Here is an 18,836-nt window from a genome sequence, read left to right as displayed (position 1 = left end):
ACTGTCAGTAATTCATATATTTATGATTCATAAAACCATACACATCGACAAGAAAAACATCCTCAATACATAAGCAAATAATAACTAGTGATTGGGTTAAAATCGTAATTCTAGTCATAGCTCCACTTTAAACTAAATCTGAAACCGTCTTCAATGCTGAGGCTATTACCTGGTGCATATCATAGTATTTGTATTCCGCCAGCCTTCCCCCGAATATGACATTACCTTCCCCCTTGGAAAGCTCTCTATATTTCTTGAATACATCCATATTCGTTTCATTATTAATTGGATAATATGGTTCACTTCCGACCACCCACTCGTCAGGGTACTCTTTAGTAATAACCGTATGCTTAGACTCAGAACCTTCAAAGTGTTTATGCTCAATAATCCTTGTGAAAGGAATGTCATATTCCGTATAATTAACCACTGCGACCCCCTGATAATTATCCTCTTCGAGCGTTTCATTTTCGAAACGCAACGAACGATACTCTAAAGGTCCATAGCAATAGTCAAAATATTGATCAATGGGGCCAGTATATATAACCTTATCGGCCAGCGACAAATAATTATCCTTATCTTCGAAGAAATCAACCTCAAGTCGAACCTCAACTCCTACAAGCATTTTCTCTATTAACTTAGTATAACCTCCAATTGGTATACCTTGATAGCGGTCGCTAAAGTAATTATTATCAAAAGTAAACCGAACGGGGAGTCTATTAATGATAAATGAAGGTAATTCTAGAGCGCTACGCCCCCATTGCTTTTCAGTATAACCTTTTATTAAAATATTATAAATATCGCTTCCGACAAGAGAAATGGCTTTTTCTTCCAGATTGGTGATCTCTATTCCTGATACATTACCTTTTTGAGTATTTATTATATCTTTAGCTTCCTTTGGTGTCTTGGTACCCCATAATTGATAAAAAGTGTTCATATTGAAGGGAAGATTGTACAATTTCCCTTTATAGTTAGCCATTGGTGAGTTGATGAAGTTATTAAATTCAGAAAATTGATTTACATAATTCCATATGGTTTTATCATTTGTGTGAAATATATGCGCCCCATATTTATGCACATTAATTCCATCACAATTTTCAGTGTAAGCATTACCTGCAATATGATTCCTTTTCTCAATAACAAGTACACGCTTGCCTTTTTTAGTCAATTCATGGGCACAGACAGCCCCAAAGAACCCGGCCCCAACAATAAGATAATCGTACACAGCACACTCCTAAACTATACAATTGAAGAATTATTTTACGCTGCAGGTGTCTTTTTCAACAACTTCTGCTTGGCGAAACCAAAAACGGAAATTAAAAAGGCTCTTGATAAATAACAAACAAAAATGAAAAGCATCAACTGAATAATAAATTGTATTGATAATGATAATTCCTGAAAGACATACAGGAACGCGACCTGAACGAAATATATAACATTAAGAAACGAGAATTCAACGCACTTCAACTCAGTATATATAATCTTCCTTGTATCTCTTAATCTAAGATACCACATTACAAAGAAACCTAAAGATGCCCCAACCCCAGCACAAACTGCGCCATAAAGTGGTATAAATATGAAATTAGCACCAATAGAAATAACTGCACCAATAACGCTAGTATAGAATACACTTTTAGTCTTGTAATTCGCTGTGTATATAGTACCTAAAAAAGATGAGAAAGTTTGATATAATACTCCATAAACTAAAAAAGGCACCATCTCCCATGCCAAAAAATATTCAGAACTAACTAAATACGTAAAAATCCACTTATTTGCCACAAGCAATAATGACGCAAGTAAAAATAAAAACTGATAATAACTCCTAAACACGGAGGAATAATAACGGGATCTGTCTTTTGACTCAAATTCTTCAAAAGCAGAAATTTGCCATGCCTGCTGGAATACTGTTACAAAGACATTTATACACATTGGTATTTTACTAGCAACAGCAAATAATCCATTTGCAGACAATCCAATGAAACTCAAAACAATATATCTTGTGGAGTTATTAACTAACCACCACATGGAATAATTAGGTATTAACGGTAGTGAAAACTGTATGATTTTATGGATCACCTGCTTATTAATCAACGAAAATGAAACAATCACACCTCTTGAGCAATATGCGCAATATAAAGCTGATACAACATACGCCCCAATCAAGGAGAGCAAATATCCATCAACTCCCATTTTGAAATATACCAAAAACAATGCATTAAGAACTAAGAGAGCTAAAACTTGAATAACTCCACTCAATGCAAACTTTTTTGTTTCACCAATTGCACGTAAATATGTTGAGAACAACACCTGGAAAACCGAAGCCATAACAAGAAAATAAAAATAGATAACCAGCCTTGGATTCCATAAATCAGATAGGATAACTACACCACAAGTTAAAAGTAAGAACAACAACGTAATACTACAAACAAATATTGATGAAGAGAATATTGAATTTATTTGGTCTTTATTTTCTGTACCAATAAGGAATCTAAGCAATGCCTGTTCTACCGTCAATGTAACAAAAGGCATCATCAGTGCTTGAGTCGATGAAATAAGATCCACCACCCCATAATCTTGAGATGATAAATAGTAAGTATAAAGTGGAACAAGAAGAATTATTATTATTTTACTGCCCAAACTCCCAAGCGCAAATATAGCCGAATTATTAAGCAGCTTGCTATATCTATTCAATTTTCTCGCCTCTCAAATAGAAGCAACCATTATTAACTGGTTGCTTCCACACCAATATATCAATAGATAATAGATATCATTTCTTTTTTATGCTAAGACCTGAGTGGCAATAAATTATTGTTGTTTGATAGACTCGATCAGTGGGTGAAAAGCTGAGGTGACATCTAACGAAAATTCTTTCTTAGAAGAGGACATTTCAGAAGCTAATCCGATCACATCATTTAAGGTAGCAACAGATGAGTCAAGATATTTAATATATTCAGAACCATGCAGCCAGTTTTCATAACTATATTTCACTTTCCCATATGAATTATCGAAAACTATAGCTGGAGTTTTTGTAACATATGCAAAAATCATCCCGTGTAGTCTATCAGTAATAATAAGTTTTGCGCGTCTAAACTCCTCGAATTTTTTACTAAGTAATAACTCTCTATTTTTCTCAAATGTCAGGACGTAATTTTCAACATAATTGTCAGTAATAAGAACATCATTATGTTTTGAAAAATAATCAACAATAGAATTTGCTAAGTCCTTGGGCAAAAGACATTCCATATCACTTCTAAACATTATCAAAACGTCATTGCCACGCCCAGATACAGATGTCTCATCTTGAGACAACACGATATCAGGAATGTGATGCACCGGAATATCTAGCTCTTCTTTTAAGATATTATAGGATTTTGACTCACGTACAAAAAGTGTAAGGTTCTTAGCTTCGTTATAAATGTTTTTTATTTTTCTAAATGATTCAACATTTTCGTAGTAAAATGAAACCGGGAATTGAATTATTTTACAAGGACTGTCTTTCAGTTTTTTTAGAAGAAGCTGTCTCGGGCCTTCATGTTCCGGATATAAATCACTCAATGTACCGCCGCCTTGGATGAAAACTATATCATCAGATTTAGCCTTTCCAACAATATCGTCTATTACATATTTGACTTTTTCCTTCTCTATTTCAATGTAAACATATTCAGGCAGATATTTAGTTATGAATTTTTTTTGAGCTAATGTTATCTCTTGATCACCAGCATTTGGATGATTACTTACGCCTAAAACATAGGCAATTTTTTTAGTGTAATCTAAAGCTGGCAACTTATAAAACCGATGGGAAAGTTCGTTTACTTTATTGTGTAATTTATTAGCGATTTTATTCTTAAAATTCATAATATTTCTCATTCAAAATTATACGTATGTTATGTTTTACGGCTTATCAATTTTAGGATTGAAAACAACCCCAGTTGATACACCTTTAATTATGATCAGTAGTTTTTTTATCTTTTTATTTTTTGATTTAAACAATACATTGAAAGTATCTTTAAAAATATAATTCAAATAAAATAAGTAATCTTTTGGTTTTCCATGCTTTCGTACGTTATAAAGATTATTACGATAGAGTAATCCATACCAAGGTATTCTGTGAGGACTATCTTCTGTTGCAAGAGACAAAGACTTTGCCATAACACGTTTATGATATACTTGGCTTTTAGCTACATAATAACAGTTATGCTTGTTACTTATTCTCCAAGTATATTCAGTATCATCACCCCAGATGAACATTTCTTTTACAGGAAGACCAAACTCTTTGACAATATTTTTTGATACAAGAACGGAAACGAATGTTGCTTTATCTACACCTACAATACCGTGTGAAGCGAATTGAGGCCAGCTAAAATACCCAGTTGAATTTCTTTTTTTGGAAATCTCAGGTACATTCATGCAATCGTGATCATCACTTACAACATGGCTACATAAAAAACCAGGAGTAACAGAATTAGACGATAATACACTTTTCGCGTTAAGTAACTCCTCTAAAGCCTTAGGACTGGCGATAGCGTCATCATCCATAATCCATATATATTCTATATCTAACTTATACGCAAAATTTATTCCAGCAGAAAACCCGCCGGCTCCGCCTGTATTTTTAGATAAAGAAATGTATCTGATTTTGTCACTTTGTATACTGTTAAGATATTCTTCGGTGCCGTCTGTGGAGTTATTGTTGATAATAACTATATGCTTTAAATCTAGCGTTTGGTTGAGCAGTGATTCTACTGCAATTTTCAAAAGGTCAACTCGGTTATAAGTTACTAATACGGCTGCTACATTATCTTTGCATAAACTCATATATATCCCATAAGGCTAATAAATACATTAATATTATGTCAACATCCTGATAAATCAGTACGATATTCTTTTTTCACGCTCAAATAAATCCCATTTATTTTTAACATAGAGACTAATTTCATTATTAAAGCGTTCAATAGAAAATCTCATAGCATTTTCTCTACAGCTTTCAGGCATGAAAGCCTCAATGCCAGCTTCAAATGTAGTTATCGCATTAATAATTGATGTTACATCTTGTTTGTAAAAGAACAAGCCAGTAGGTTTTTCACTTCCAAGGGGACATATTGTTTCTAATGCTCCACCTTTACCATACGCAATAACTGGAGTACCACAAGCCTGAGCTTCTACAGGTGTGATGCCAAAATCTTCTTCCGCTGCAAATACAAACGCTTTGGCGTTTTGCATATGTTCTTGCAGCACGATGTCTGACTGATAACCCAATAATTCAATGTTTCTTGTCGCTTTAGACTGGATTTTTTTCATTTCAGGACCATCACCTATAACAACCAATTTTTTATCTGGCATATGGCTGAAAGCCTCAACTATTAGATCCATCCTTTTATACGGAACCAACCTTGATGCAGTCAGATAATAGTCTTGTTTAATTTCTTGCAATTTGAAACGCTCTACATCGACAGGAGGGTAAATAACGTCAGCAGTACGTCCATAAACTTTTTTAATACGGCGGGCAATAAACTTAGAATTTGCAATAAAATGGTCGACACCATTCGCGGTTCTACAATCCCACATTCGTATTTTGTGTAGCAAGAAACGTGCTAACATAGCTTTAAACCCTGAATTTAATCCTGCCTCACGTAAGTATTGATGCTGAAGGTCCCATGCATACCTGATAGGGGAGTGCACATAGCTAATATGCAGTTGATCAGGCCCTGTCAGAACTCCCTTTGCAACAGCATGAGAACTTGAGAGAATGATATCATGTTTTGATACATCTAATTGCTCAATTGCTAATGGCATCAATGGTAAATAAGATTGGTATTTTTTCTTCGCTTTTGGTAATTTCTGTATAAACGTTGTTGTAATATTTTTATTGTCGAAAAATGCTTTATTTTCTGTTGAAAGAAAATCAACAACAGAATAAAGCTCTGATTGAGGAAAAGACTTTATAAGCTCTGCAACTACTTTCTCTGAACCGGCATAAGTAACAAACCAATCAGCCACAATACCTATACTAAGATCTTGACGCATAAATATATACACTCCCTAATTCTACATAACAAGCAATAGACCTGTATATTAAAATCACTTTCCATTAAATATTAGTAATATGCTGATTAAAGACCGAATCACATTAAAACCATAGATTAAATAAATAATAAGATACTGTAGTGAAGTTATTATTTCAGACCGATTATAACTATCGGGCCATGCTTAACACCTAAAACCAAGAAATACAGTTCATTAATAGCAGTAATTTTCATTTAATCATATTCCGAGAGAATATAAACAGACCTATTATTGAATGCTAACAATCAATCACTTTTATCTACTTTAATCTTGTACAGCATGATGGATTTGATAAGCCATCTAGATTAAACAATTATGTACGTAATTGGAAAGTCAAAAAAATAAAGACTGAACAAATCGCCTTTAATACTTACGAAATACTTCACAATTAATTAAACGCTACAACTCATCTAATATTTTTTCTATTTTATAAACTGTATTTTCCCAAGTGAATTTTTTTACATGCTCCAACCCTTTTATTTTAAGTTCATTACGCAGATCAGATGATATGATAACTTTCTGTAATGCACTGCTAATTTCGTGAACATTTAAAGGATTGATAAGCAAGGATGCATTCCCTGCAATTTCCCCTAAAGACGTTGTGTTTGATGCTATAGTCGGTACTCCACAAGCCATTGCCTCAACGACAGGTAGGCCAAATCCCTCATATGTCGATGGCATAATTAAAACTTGCGCCCCTCTATAATATTCAGGGAGCCTTTCTTCGCTAATGAACCCTGAGAAAACAACCATGTTCTCTAATTTATAGCTACTAATCAAAGTTAGGAGTTCATCAGTTGGTTTACCGCTAAACATTAGCTTTACATTAGCTTTATCTTTTATTAGAGAATATGCTTCTATCAACCGTTTTTCATTTTTATGTTCTTTCCGGTTACTTACACATAATATATATTTAAAACCAGGCTGATAAACTTTACCTTCTGGAGTGAAAGAATCGGAAACCCCATTTCCAACAACAGTGATTTTGTCAGAAGAAATACCTGACCATTCTATTATCCTCCTCTTTGAAAATTCAGAAACAGTCAAAATTGCCAATGCCTTTTTGCATGCCCTCTTAAGGACAAAATTATAATATACTCTTTTCAAAAAACTAGAGTTATTATCTATGTCAACATGATTTAAATCGTGAATCGTAATAATTGAACGTTCTACAAATAAATATGGCGCATTAAATCCTGGTGTAAAATAAACAAAATTATTGCAAAACATATACCATGGGGTTACAAATATATCCAAGGGATTTGTTGGTTTTAACCTAGCATGAATATACTTATGAAAGCTAAGTCTCTTCGAAATTTCTTCTGAAAAACGACCAATTCCGTGTCCACCTTCCCAACGTTTGTCAAATATAATTTTTTTCATATGAAATTCCTGAAATCATCCAATTACCCTTTGCCAATTTCCTAATATTTCTTCATTTTTAAAAGGTGTAAGATCGAAGTTAAAGGACTTATTTTGATTTAAGAACTCAGTAATTATAACTTCCAGTTCTTCCGTTGAATTAAATAAAAAATCTTCATTACCACTTAAGAGCTCTGGAATCCCTCCAACTTCTTTTGCAGCCACTGGGACTCGCCTTCCCAGACTTTCAACTACAACTCTCCCGAATGGTTCATGCCATATTGACGGAACAATTAAAAGATCGATTTTATCTAACAGTTCATTCGCTGGAATTAATCCTTCAAAAACACAATTTATTTTGTATTTATTTGCAAGCCCCTTCAATTCTGTTATATAGTTCCCGTCACCATCACCAGCAATCCTCAGTTCAATTTTAGTCTTATATCTATCAGCTAGTTTTGACATAGCTTCCTGAATAATTTCTATTCCTTTAGTTTTATGAATTCGTCCTAAATAGCCGATTCTTATTAATCCATGCTCAAAGCCATTGTATTTCCTATTGATGAGGACTTCGTCTAGACACATATTATATATAACATGTGGATTTGCATTTTCAAAATAGCCATATGACAAATGTTTCTCTAATACGAACTTGCTAATACCAATAACATCATCTACATATTTCGAATTTTTTTTCTTTAAAATAGAGAAAGGCTTACATGTAGTGCAGATTCCCGCACAGTTATCATTTTTAAACATGTTCGCATTTAAACACATCAACGAGTAGCTTCTGAGTATATGCATAACTCGTATTCCATTATTTTTTGCCAATTTCCATAGAATAGTAGACAAATCTTCAATGGTACTCGTTATTAATATATCTGGATTGATTTCGTCAAGTTTAATTAAGAGATTATTTTTGATTAAAAAATTATTTGTATCAATCGAATGCCAGGCGATTTTTTTAAGGACCCCTATATTTTTATTTTTAAATGACCAATATACATTTTTAAACTTAACTCGATGCACCTTAATATTATTGATTATTTCTATTTTATTACTATCACTTATTGCAAGCACTTCGACATTGTAACCGATGTCCGTTAATCGCTCTGCTAATGCTCGTGTCGATATCTCACCACCACCAGCCACATTTGGATAATATGCTCGGCATGCAATCAATATTTTTTTCATATTAAACCTAGTTATTCAGACCCACTAATAGGCACCATCTTTTTTCAGAACAACACTTATTGTTTTAAATAAGATTGCTATATCATTCCACATTGACCAGTTTTTAACGTACCATGCATCTAGATACACTCGTGTTTCATAGTCTACGTCACTACGCCCACTAACTTGCCATAAGCCGGTCATTCCAGGTTTGCTTAATAAATAATAATCTACTTCGTCATTATATCGTTCTAACTCTGCAGTAATGATGGGCCGCGGTCCTACCAGACTCATCTCTCCTTTTAATACATTAAATAATTGAGGGAGTTCATCAAGGCTTGTCCTTCTCAAGAATCCTCCAATCTTCGTTATACGTGGGTCGTTTTTTAATTTAAATGTGGCATCCCATTCGGCTTTAGCATCAGTATCGCTATTCAATAGTTCAGCTAATACTTCTTTTGAGTTTATAACCATAGAACGAAACTTAAGACATTTAAAAGACTTACCACCTTTCCCAATTCGTTCATGTCCATAAATGGCAGGGCCACCGTCTGTTTTTACTTTACGACTGATATAAACAAGTAAAGGCGAAAGAACTATAATAATTGCCAATGAGCCAATAATATCAAAGAGACGCTTGGTCGCTCTTGATGACCATTTTGCGAGGTTTTGTTGAACACGAAATATCATTACTTCATGGCTAAATATGAAAGACATATCCGTACTATCAAGTGGCATACCACGCAATGTCGGAATAACTGATACATATCTATAGCCTTTAATCATGAAATTTCTAAGCCATGTGTTCCTTATTTCACTTTGATGTGATTCGACTGCAACGATAAATTGCGTTTTTTTATCCTTTTCTGTCAACCAGTTTAAATCATTATTTAATACAGGGATGCCATCAATATCACCGCCGGCTGGAATTCCACCATTACTATGAATAAAACCAACGATAATTAATCCTAAATTCCTTTCGCTATTGATTGCTTTATAGGCATCATGCGCATTTGTGCCACTACCAATAATCCATGTATCACGTCGCCAAAGATTTAATACATCTAAAAATCTTTTAGTGAACATCCGGAATACTGGTACCAATAAAAATACAAAAACCCAAGTCAACACCCACAGTAAACGGGGAAATGACCAAGTAGTAAATGCTACTATTGCTATTTCTATGATTGAAAAAATAACTAATGTACGAAGTATTTCTTTTAGTTCAAACCAAAAAGTTTTACGGTAAAAATAATGTCTTAGTCGCACTGAAAACCATGCAACACATAAAAATGCCAATAAAAAGTGTAATCCAACCCATCCTTCTATTTGTTGAGAAGATATTATCTTATCGTAATCATTTAAAGTGAGAGATAGAAAACCTAAAGAAAAATATACAGATATGGTAAAGCTTAAAAAGTCAGATAAAGCTAATGCCACACTGACAAAAACATTTCTACCGAGAAGCGTCATGATTCCCTCTCAATGTTTATAACGCATGCTTTTTGAATTTATTAAATAAATACAAGCAAGAGAGACAAAATTAGAACGGTTTACTATGTAATAGTAAACCGTTTCTGCATTTTAAAGTTACTTTTCGTCAGTATAGGAATACCCATAATGACTATATCCATAGCCATAGTAACTGCTAGCTTTTTTCACAACACCGTTCAAAATGCAGCCCTTCACCATGACACCACTTTGTTCAAAACGCTTAAAGCTTACTTCTAACTCTTTCACAGTATTTTGCTCAAAACGGGCAACTAATAGAGTTGTACCTGCATAATGGCCGATAATAGCAGCATCAGTCACAGCAAGGATAGGAGGTGTATCCAAAACAACAATATCATAGTTCTGACTTGCCCAAGATATCAGTTCACCGAAGCGTCTATGCATTAGTAACTCAGCTGGATTAGGCGGAACTACTCCACGAGATATAAAATCAAATCCAATTTCCGGTAATTTTTTAATTGATTTTTCTTTATCAACCTTACCTGATAATAGTTCAGAAAGACCATCATCATTGGATACATTAAATAATTTATGCGTATAACCCTTACGCATATCCGTATCAATTAGAAGTACTTTTTTGCCAGTCTGAGCAATAACAGCAGAAAGATTTGTGCTTATAAAGGTTTTACCTGCATTAGGACTGGCTCCAGAAATCATTAATACATTATTTCTGGCCTCCATCATCGCAAAATGCAAACTTGTCCTTAAACCGCGAACAGCTTCAATTGCCAAGTCAGCAGGGTTCTCAATAGCTAGAAATCCTTGAGCTTCACCATGTGCTTTTTTCCTCCAACCTGACTGCACAGTCTTCTTCGCAAAGATCTCAGAAACAGGTATGCTTGCATAGACATTTATTCCCACTTCTTCAAGTTGCTCAGGACTTTCAATACCACGCCGCAGGAATACCCTGAGAAGTACCATCCCGATGGAAACCACACCGCCTAATATGATACCTACTAATAGGACAATAGGCTTCACAGGTTTTACTGGCTTAGCTTCCGTTACTGCTTCATCTATAATCCGCACATTGCCAATTGCACTGGACTTTGAAATACTTAACTCTTGCTGTCTATTTAATAACTGCATATATACAGCTTGACCTGATTCCACATCTCTGCTCAAACGTAATATATCTTGCTGCGTCTTTGGCATAGCTGAAACTTTCTGATTCAACTTTCCTTTCTCATCCTGCAATGTCTTACGTTTTTCTATCAATGCTTTATATGTTGGATGCTCTTTTGTGTATAATTGTGAAATTTCCGATTCCCGAAATGTAAGTTCATTTAATTGATTATCTACATTTACTATTTGTTCCAAAACTGATTTTGCTTCTAAAGAAAGATCTACAGAGTCCTTTTGTCTTCTGTATTGATTTAACTTATCTTCAGCAACATCTAGTTCATTTCGAACCTTAGGTAATTGGATATTAAGAAAATCTAAACTCTTCGCATCTTGGGCTGCTTGTCGAGAAATATTCTGTGACAAATAGTTGTTGCTTATACTATTTACAATATTTTTTATAAGCTCTGGGTCGTCGCCCGTTAAAGAAAGCGTCAACATACCAGTGTCTTTTCCAAGATCGACTACTGAGAATATCTTTTGTAAGTCTGTTATAGCTTTTAACTTGCTAATATATGAAACTGAAAAAATAGTGCCAGGCGCCGCGTCAAGATTATCAACTTTTAGCGAAATCCCCTTATCGCTTATTAACTCACCTGTTTTACCTTTTAACTCAATATCACCGTATACAATATCAAAATTACTCTTATCAACTACTGTAAGTTTTAATTCTGGTGCTTCATCTTCAATTTTAGGAAGATATAACCTTGTTATATTTATCGCCCCTGGTTTTTCACCCATCAATCTGGCCCAACCTCGGCCAAATACTGGGAAATAGTCTTGTGCAACGACAGCCTGGAGATTAAGATCTGTTACTGTTTTACCTAACACCATTCGTGACTGCAATAATGCAATCTCTGGTGCAGACTGAGGTTGCCCAGTAGGAAGAATTTGACTCAAGTTACTGAGGATAGCATTACCCTGTTTTTGCTCAACCTGCACTAATGCATCTGCTTGGTAAATTGGAGTTGCAAACAGCGCATAAACCAAAGCAAGCAAAGTGAATAATGCAGTGACAGAAATAATAAGTTTTCTGTGATCGATTAGTTCGCCGATTAAGCGACCCAAATCGATTTCATCTGCATCTTTCGAAACAGATTTATATGTAACTGGTGACATGCAATAATCCCTGCTAGTTATACGCCTAATTTTTCAACCCAGAGCAAACCAGCTTGCTCTATCAATTGATATACTAAAGAGAAAGCTTCCTCACTTTTGCGGTATGGGTCAGGAATTTCCCGATGACCCAACCACTGACCGAAAAGCAAGGTTTTACCTCTCGCTTCAGGTGCAATACGACCAATTTGTTCAATATGTGATTTTTCCATCACTAAGATCAAATCATATTTCCGCGCAAGTGAAGACGTAAACTGCTGCGCTTTATGTCCATCTAGTGAGATACCATTCATAGCCGCGACTTTGCTAGCGCTAGCATCGGCGGCGTGATCTATCAGTGCTCCAGTGCCAGCCGAGTCTATTCTTTTATCAGGCAACGCCTGACGTAAAAAACGCTCTCCGATTGGGGAACGACAAATGTTACCAGTACACACAACCAAGATAGAATCAAACATATTCATCACCAGTTCCGGATAAAGCGTGCTGTTTCAGTCATATCATGTACGCCTGATATGGTGGGCACCAACTGAGATATAACGCGATTCCAACGAACCAGCGGAGCCGTTGTAACATATACAATATCATACGGTTGTAGCTGAAACTCAGTGCCCAATACCATAGCAGAGGCATCCTGTGCATTAAGCTGATAGATATTGGCAATTTTCCCCTGCTTGTCCCCCTTCAACTGACGGACAACAAATACGCCAGTAGCATCACTATAAGCTTGTGACATACCTTCAGCGTTACCAATGGCTTCTGCCAATGTCATGCCACTGCGATCCATCTTCATCGTACTCTGTTTGCCCACTTCTCCCATGACGAAGATTTTCAGATCATCATTACGAGGAATAAACAAGATATCACCGGGGTACAAGAGATGGTTCTGAGTCAAGTCGCCTTTTTGCATTAATGCGTATAGCGAAATTTTAGTGTCTTTACCATTATGTGTCAGGACAACATTGCGCCAGTCAGCATCAGGTGCTAGACCGCCGGCGGCATTTATCGCATCCATCACGGTTAGTGGGATATTAGTGATCGGCTGTTGTCCCGACTTCACCACTTCCCCCGTGACATACGCTTTTTGCGAGCGGAATGCCGCAATGCTGATATCCACCTGTGGGCTTTCAATGTAAGTTGTCAGCCGACTTGCAATTATTTGCCTAACCTCAGCTAACGTTTTACCTGCTACCTGGACCTTACCAATATAAGGATAGAAAATCGTGCCATCGGAGTTAACCCAGTTACCAGTATCACTCGCACTACGATATTGGCCTGCTGGAGTAGTCAGTTCAGGGTGATCCCACACAGTTACCATCAATACATCGCCGACGCCGATACGATATTCATAGCTTTTCAGCAGATTATCAAGCTGTGGGTTAGGTTGTGCCATCACCGAAGCCGGACGTAGTTGATCGATCAAGTTTGGAGTCATTGGATATACATTGACAAGCTTATCCAGATCATAATCGCTGTCCGGTAGTTCGACCACATTCTTGCGCAGGCTATTCAATCCTTGACCCGGCATAATAGTACAACCTGATAAAAACCCTATTGCCAACGCTAATGCCGAAAATCTAACAATTTTTTTATTCATAATGTCACATCATCAGTAAACTAAAATTTGCTAATTCCTGAGCTAACGGTGTTCCACCACTTTATTCCCGCATGGTTTCACGTAGAAAAATACAGAACTTACATCATTTTCTTCGCTAGCTACAGCATTCAGCCTATAAACTAAATGGAATCTCAATCCCGGCACTTGCGCCAACATCATCACTGTCACTATGGTCCGCATTCGTATACCAAAGCGACGTATTCAGGCGGACCGTCTTATAAACATCCCCACTCCATCCCAACTGTACACCTTTCAAGGTGTCCGAATGTGGAAATGCCTTATTGATCGCTTGATTCTCAGGATTCACTTTGGCGTACACTAAACGTGTACTCCAGCGCTGATTATCTTCCGTTACCAGTTCGACTTTACCTGCAAACAACTGGCCATCGCCACCCATCGCATCACCCAATGGATAACCCTGCTGATAATAGCCATCTTTGTAAATATGGTGGGTATAGATATAGTTAGTCCGGCTCATATTTGAGCGGGTATCATGTGCTTCCACATACCAGTTGATCGCATCTTTGCCCCAGCCATGATGGCCTTCAATACCTCCCAGGAACATATTGGCCGAAGGCAGTCCACCCGCTTCATCCTCGCCAACCATCTGCCCGTAGAAACTCACCGGCCAGCCCAGAGTTGGCTCTAACTTAAATTTAAAATCGAACCCAGCAAGCTGGTTACCAGGTTCATTCTCGGTACCGGTATTGTCCTGGCCGGTAAAACCGTCCCAGAAACTGCTGAATGACTGCGGACGTCCCTCCCCTCCCCACTGCATAATGCGCGAAGCCCCAAGTTCCAGTGACTGGAACGGAGAGAAGGTCAGGCGACCACCAATAATCTTGGTATGTGGTACCGCGGTATATTGATTCATCTGGCTGGCAGAAATCTGGTACTGCCACGGGCCAATCCAGCGTAACCACCATGTTTCCGGTGCCGTCTGCTCGGCTCGCTGCATCAGGAATCCGGTCATTGGTCTGGCCGCATCACCGCGGATCAGGCTACCTTCATAACCCGGCCCCCACCACTGCGGCATCTGGCCAAACGACAGCCACTGGTTCCAGAACTTAACCGCACCGTAGGCGCCGTTAGCATTGAAACGTGAACCATTGCTTATGCGCTCTCCGCCTTCCACATTCCCCTGCAGATGAACATCCCACCAGTCGCCGCTATTATTAAAGGCTAGCGATAGCGAGTTATCCGCAGGCTGGCTTTGCGCAAAACCCTGCGGCGTTCCTGGTTGGTCAGTAGAGGTATAGCCGCTGACACGGAAATCAGCCTTTAAAGAGGAAAGTCGTTGATTAATGCGCGCCAGTACAACCTGCTCGGAAGAGTAGGAAGGTTTAGCTTTTTTTAACGCACGAGTGATTTCTTCCTGGCTTAACGGCCAGGTTGAAAGGCTTAACTGGATGACACCTCTGTCCGAAAGCCAGGACAGATCGTTACGAAGTTCATTATCATTCAGTACCAGACCAGAGGCAAAAACCTGAGCACTCACCGATGTCAACAGCCCCAAAGCAAGTGCAATACGCGCGATTTTCATCATTGTACAAGATCCATTTTTCAGCCCCTTTTCCACATGCCGGGAGTCAATGGGGAGTATGAGTTAGAGAGCGCACTCGGACGCCAGTCGTAGTATGTAAGTTCGACAGTGATGATGCAATATTCGTCAACTTCGAATTGAAGAAGTGGCTTACTATTGAAACGATTTAATTTTGCTCTCCATCAACATCAAAAAACATGCGCAACCGTCCGATGTGAACTTCCCCAGTACAACCGACAGCATTGAGTGCTATCGGCGCCTGAACGATAACCGATTATATACACGTCTTCGGGAGAATCACTTGCCGGAGCAGGTTTTAGGAATTTCTAACAGATGGAGATAGCCTATTGGGTTATGACCCATGGCGTCACAGACGCTACCGCCCTTGGCTCAACAGCTACCAATGCACTGTACTTCACTTAAGTTATTTTTGACTGACAACTTATGCGCCTAATTATCAAGCACTATTTGTAATTTTTTTGCGACGTCAAGTTTACGAGATTCTGCTGTAAAATGGGAGTGTAAATGACATTTATTCACTCTTAAAAACAATGAAAAGTTACTCATCCGACAAGTGGCTGTCATCCAATAAGATTATTTAATAATATTGAGATGGCACTCAACGCCATAACAACGCCCTGTCCATAAACACTCTTAACTTACTGTTTTTAAAAGACTATAACCATCTGAAAGGAACAACCAAATCAATCCTGTTTTAACCCGTCAACTACAAAAATTAATACTAAATCCTCAGCCATTACACTTGACAAATTATATATTTTTCAGGTTCTGAAACCATGCACCCATTTAAGATTCTTCTGATCCGCATTATCGTCATCACTATTCTCGTTAATATTACTCAGGATGACATAACAACGAATTATTTCACCAATATGAAAATTTAACGATGACGCTGAAATCTATTAGTCTCACTGATGTCATTCGATGTTAACAAACGATCAGTATACCCGCTGATGTAGCTCCGCTCGGGTAAAGGGCTTTTCCAGAGGTCCAAGCCTGACAGCAATCTCCCCCAGTAAAGACTGGGTCGGTGCTTTAGTTCCCGTATTCAGGAGGACGATGGGGATGATAATCAGGCTCAACACGCCCCCCCAGGAAAGTCGGGCATTAACGGCACCTGATGCTCGTCGTTGAACCAACAAGAATAGTGCGCTTCCACATGCACCCAGCAGCAACCCGGCAATCACTTCCGATGTCGAGTGTGCGTGGATCGCTAAACGGGAGTACCCCACCAGGCCGGCGACGACATAGCCCGCGGCAATGGCAGTCCGACGCAGCGACATCGTGCCACGGGCACAAAGTAACCACAGGAATATTGGCCAGAAAGCGCTAGAAAGTGCGGTATGCCCGCTGAACCCAGTGAAGTCAATCTCGCGAATGCCCATCCCCCAGCCCATAAAGGCCAGTTTCGATGCACATACAATGGCGCCAGTAATACCGAACAGCAATCCCCACTGCCAGGCCAGCAGCCTTGAAGGTCTGCGCAAAAATAAGACCACAAACAATGCGGCCGCGCTGGGTAACAGCACGGTACTATCGCCAAAAAAAGACACCCACTGCCAGTTCATTAATTCTTCATCCTTTGAGATCTCTCCAGTCCGAAACGTCTTTATCCACGACCCCGGTACGGGCATACACATCCGGCAACTTCACATTTTTATGCATGCATTACCGTTGTTTAATGCGTAAGTATGACCTCAGTCAAGTTTTATTTTGTTATGACAACCAACGGTCTTTCTATTTTTCTGAGAAAATTCTCACTAAGTCTTTATTAGTCATCATGAAACTTGTGCTACTCCGACCATTGCATCCTGGTTAAGCGGATAGCACAACCAGATGTCTCTGAAGTAATCTATTTTGCACTCAGGAAATAATATCCATCAAAATTATAACCACATGATTTTTAATGACTTATTAAAATCAGGCAGCAATAAACCTGTTTACAGAAGCATGTCATACGTTCAATCTGTATGCTTCATACTTCTGTAAACCCTACATTTTCATACTTTCGCAAATCTCAGCGCGCTATTTACGCCAACAACTTCTTGATGCTCTCGCGGAATTTATTGCCTTCTTTATGGTTACGCAGCCCGTAATTAACGAAAGCCTGCATATAGCCCATTTTTTTACCGCAGTCATAGCTTTCGCCAGTCATCAGCATGGCATCGACAGCCTGCTTTTTAGCCAGCTCAGCAATCGCGTCCGTCAACTGGATACGTCCCCAGGCACCTGGCTCCATTTTCTCCAGCTCTGGCCACACATCAGCAGACAGCACATAGCGCCCAACGGCCATCAGATCGGAGTCCAGCGTCTGCGGTTCGTCAGGTTTTTCAATAAACTCGACGATACGGCCGATTTGCCCTTCGACATTCAACGGATCTTTGGTCTGAATAACCGAATACTCTGACAGGTCGCCTTCCATTCTCTTCGCCAGAACCTGGCTACGTCCGGTTTCGTTAAAGCGGGCCACCATCGCAGCAAGGTTATAGCGCAGCGGATCGGCGCTGGCATCGTCCAGTACAATATCCGGCAGCACGACAACAAATGGGCTATCACCGACAATCGGGCGGGCGCACAGGATTGAGTGCCCCAACCCAAGCGGTTGTGCCTGGCGTACGTTCATGATGGTAACGCCCGGCGGGCAGATAGCCTGTACTTCAGCCAGCAGCTGACGTTTGACACGCTGCTCGAGCAGCGCTTCCAGCTCGTAGGAAGTGTCGAAATGGTTTTCCACAGCATTTTTAGAAGAATGGGTAACCAGCACAATCTCCTTGATACCTGCCGCCACAATCTCGTCGACAATGTACTGAACCATCGGCTTATCGACGATGGGCAGCATCTCCTTCGGGATCGCCTTCGTGGCCGGCAACATATGCATCCCCAATCCGGCTACTGGAATAACTGCTTTCAAACTTGCCATTCTCTTATCCACCCATTTAGTGATAATTCTTTCGATATCGGTGAGATTTCAAGCATTACCGATATCAATGTGTGATATTACCAGTTTGCGGTTGGCACGACTTCCCGCAAAATTCTGAAACTGCATGTTTAATGAGAGAATACACTCAAAGTAAAAGGACCGACAGGCCGCTTTGAGAAAATTCTCATACCTTAAATGCCCTTAGATCGTCGCCTCAGTTTCCCTCGCGGTTTATGGACAAGATATTGAGGAATCCGGTGAAATGTCAGGCGTATTACATCAGAATAACTTATCGAAGAAGTGAGGAAACCAGCGAGAAACAGGTATAACACAATGAATAGTGGAAGATAATTCACTATCAACTTCTCTCAACCTTGACTGCTGGACCAGCACGG

The 18,836-nt window shown here is 38.7% G+C and carries 14 protein-coding genes; all 14 read right to left on the bottom strand.

Annotated features, from left to right (window positions below; genetic code table 11):
* Positions 1 to 127: 127 nt before the first annotated feature.
* On the bottom strand, positions 128 to 1,222 hold the full coding sequence (gene glf, locus ACMYSN_RS23570; RefSeq protein ID WP_462496362.1) for a UDP-galactopyranose/dTDP-fucopyranose mutase family protein: 1,095 nt from the start codon (positions 1,220 to 1,222) through the stop codon (positions 128 to 130).
* A gap of 35 nt (positions 1,223 to 1,257) precedes the next feature.
* Positions 1,258 to 2,688, bottom strand: coding sequence for a lipopolysaccharide biosynthesis protein (locus ACMYSN_RS23565; RefSeq protein WP_462496361.1), 1,431 nt, complete (start codon positions 2,686 to 2,688; stop codon positions 1,258 to 1,260).
* 114 nt (positions 2,689 to 2,802) lie between these two features.
* The gene (locus tag ACMYSN_RS23560; protein WP_462496360.1) at positions 2,803 to 3,852 is read right to left on the bottom strand and encodes a polysaccharide pyruvyl transferase family protein; all 1,050 of its coding nucleotides are present in this window, start codon (positions 3,850 to 3,852) and stop codon (positions 2,803 to 2,805) included.
* A 36-nt stretch (positions 3,853 to 3,888) separates the two neighbouring features.
* Complete coding sequence (locus ACMYSN_RS23555) at positions 3,889 to 4,812, bottom strand: glycosyltransferase family 2 protein (protein ID WP_462496359.1); 924 nt, start codon at positions 4,810 to 4,812, stop codon at positions 3,889 to 3,891.
* 54 nt (positions 4,813 to 4,866) lie between these two features.
* The gene (locus tag ACMYSN_RS23550; protein WP_462496358.1) at positions 4,867 to 6,021 is read right to left on the bottom strand and encodes a glycosyltransferase family 4 protein; all 1,155 of its coding nucleotides are present in this window, start codon (positions 6,019 to 6,021) and stop codon (positions 4,867 to 4,869) included.
* Between the two features lie 438 nt (positions 6,022 to 6,459).
* Positions 6,460 to 7,443, bottom strand: coding sequence for a glycosyltransferase family 4 protein (locus ACMYSN_RS23545; protein ID WP_462496357.1), 984 nt, complete (start codon positions 7,441 to 7,443; stop codon positions 6,460 to 6,462).
* 15 nt (positions 7,444 to 7,458) lie between these two features.
* Complete coding sequence (locus tag ACMYSN_RS23540) at positions 7,459 to 8,616, bottom strand: glycosyltransferase family protein (RefSeq protein WP_462496356.1); 1,158 nt, start codon at positions 8,614 to 8,616, stop codon at positions 7,459 to 7,461.
* Positions 8,617 to 8,640: 24 nt separating this feature from the next.
* Complete coding sequence (wbaP, locus tag ACMYSN_RS23535; RefSeq protein ID WP_462496355.1) at positions 8,641 to 10,068, bottom strand: undecaprenyl-phosphate galactose phosphotransferase WbaP; 1,428 nt, start codon at positions 10,066 to 10,068, stop codon at positions 8,641 to 8,643.
* A gap of 117 nt (positions 10,069 to 10,185) precedes the next feature.
* Positions 10,186 to 12,345, bottom strand: coding sequence for a P-loop NTPase family protein (locus ACMYSN_RS23530; RefSeq protein WP_462496354.1), 2,160 nt, complete (start codon positions 12,343 to 12,345; stop codon positions 10,186 to 10,188).
* Positions 12,346 to 12,362: 17 nt separating this feature from the next.
* A complete protein-coding gene (locus ACMYSN_RS23525) occupies positions 12,363 to 12,797 on the bottom strand; it encodes a low molecular weight phosphatase family protein (RefSeq protein ID WP_462498326.1) in 435 nt (144 codons plus the stop codon).
* Positions 12,798 to 12,802: 5 nt separating this feature from the next.
* Positions 12,803 to 13,936 (bottom strand): polysaccharide export protein, encoded by a 1,134-nt coding sequence (locus ACMYSN_RS23520; RefSeq protein WP_462496353.1) that lies wholly within the window; start codon positions 13,934 to 13,936, stop codon positions 12,803 to 12,805.
* A gap of 133 nt (positions 13,937 to 14,069) precedes the next feature.
* Positions 14,070 to 15,503: a capsule assembly Wzi family protein gene (locus ACMYSN_RS23515; RefSeq protein WP_462496352.1), complete on the bottom strand. Its 1,434-nt coding sequence runs from the start codon at positions 15,501 to 15,503 to the stop codon at positions 14,070 to 14,072.
* Positions 15,504 to 16,459: 956 nt separating this feature from the next.
* On the bottom strand, positions 16,460 to 17,089 hold the full coding sequence (locus ACMYSN_RS23510) for a phosphatase PAP2 family protein (protein WP_462496351.1): 630 nt from the start codon (positions 17,087 to 17,089) through the stop codon (positions 16,460 to 16,462).
* Positions 17,090 to 17,550: 461 nt separating this feature from the next.
* A complete protein-coding gene (gene galF / locus ACMYSN_RS23505; RefSeq protein ID WP_462496350.1) occupies positions 17,551 to 18,441 on the bottom strand; it encodes a UTP--glucose-1-phosphate uridylyltransferase GalF in 891 nt (296 codons plus the stop codon).
* Between the last annotated feature and the right edge of the window lie 395 nt (positions 18,442 to 18,836).

Source organism: Klebsiella sp. R445 (genome assembly GCF_051131755.1).
Taxonomy (GTDB): domain Bacteria; phylum Pseudomonadota; class Gammaproteobacteria; order Enterobacterales; family Enterobacteriaceae; genus Klebsiella; species Klebsiella lignicola.
This window is presented reverse-complemented; position numbering and strand designations above follow the sequence as displayed.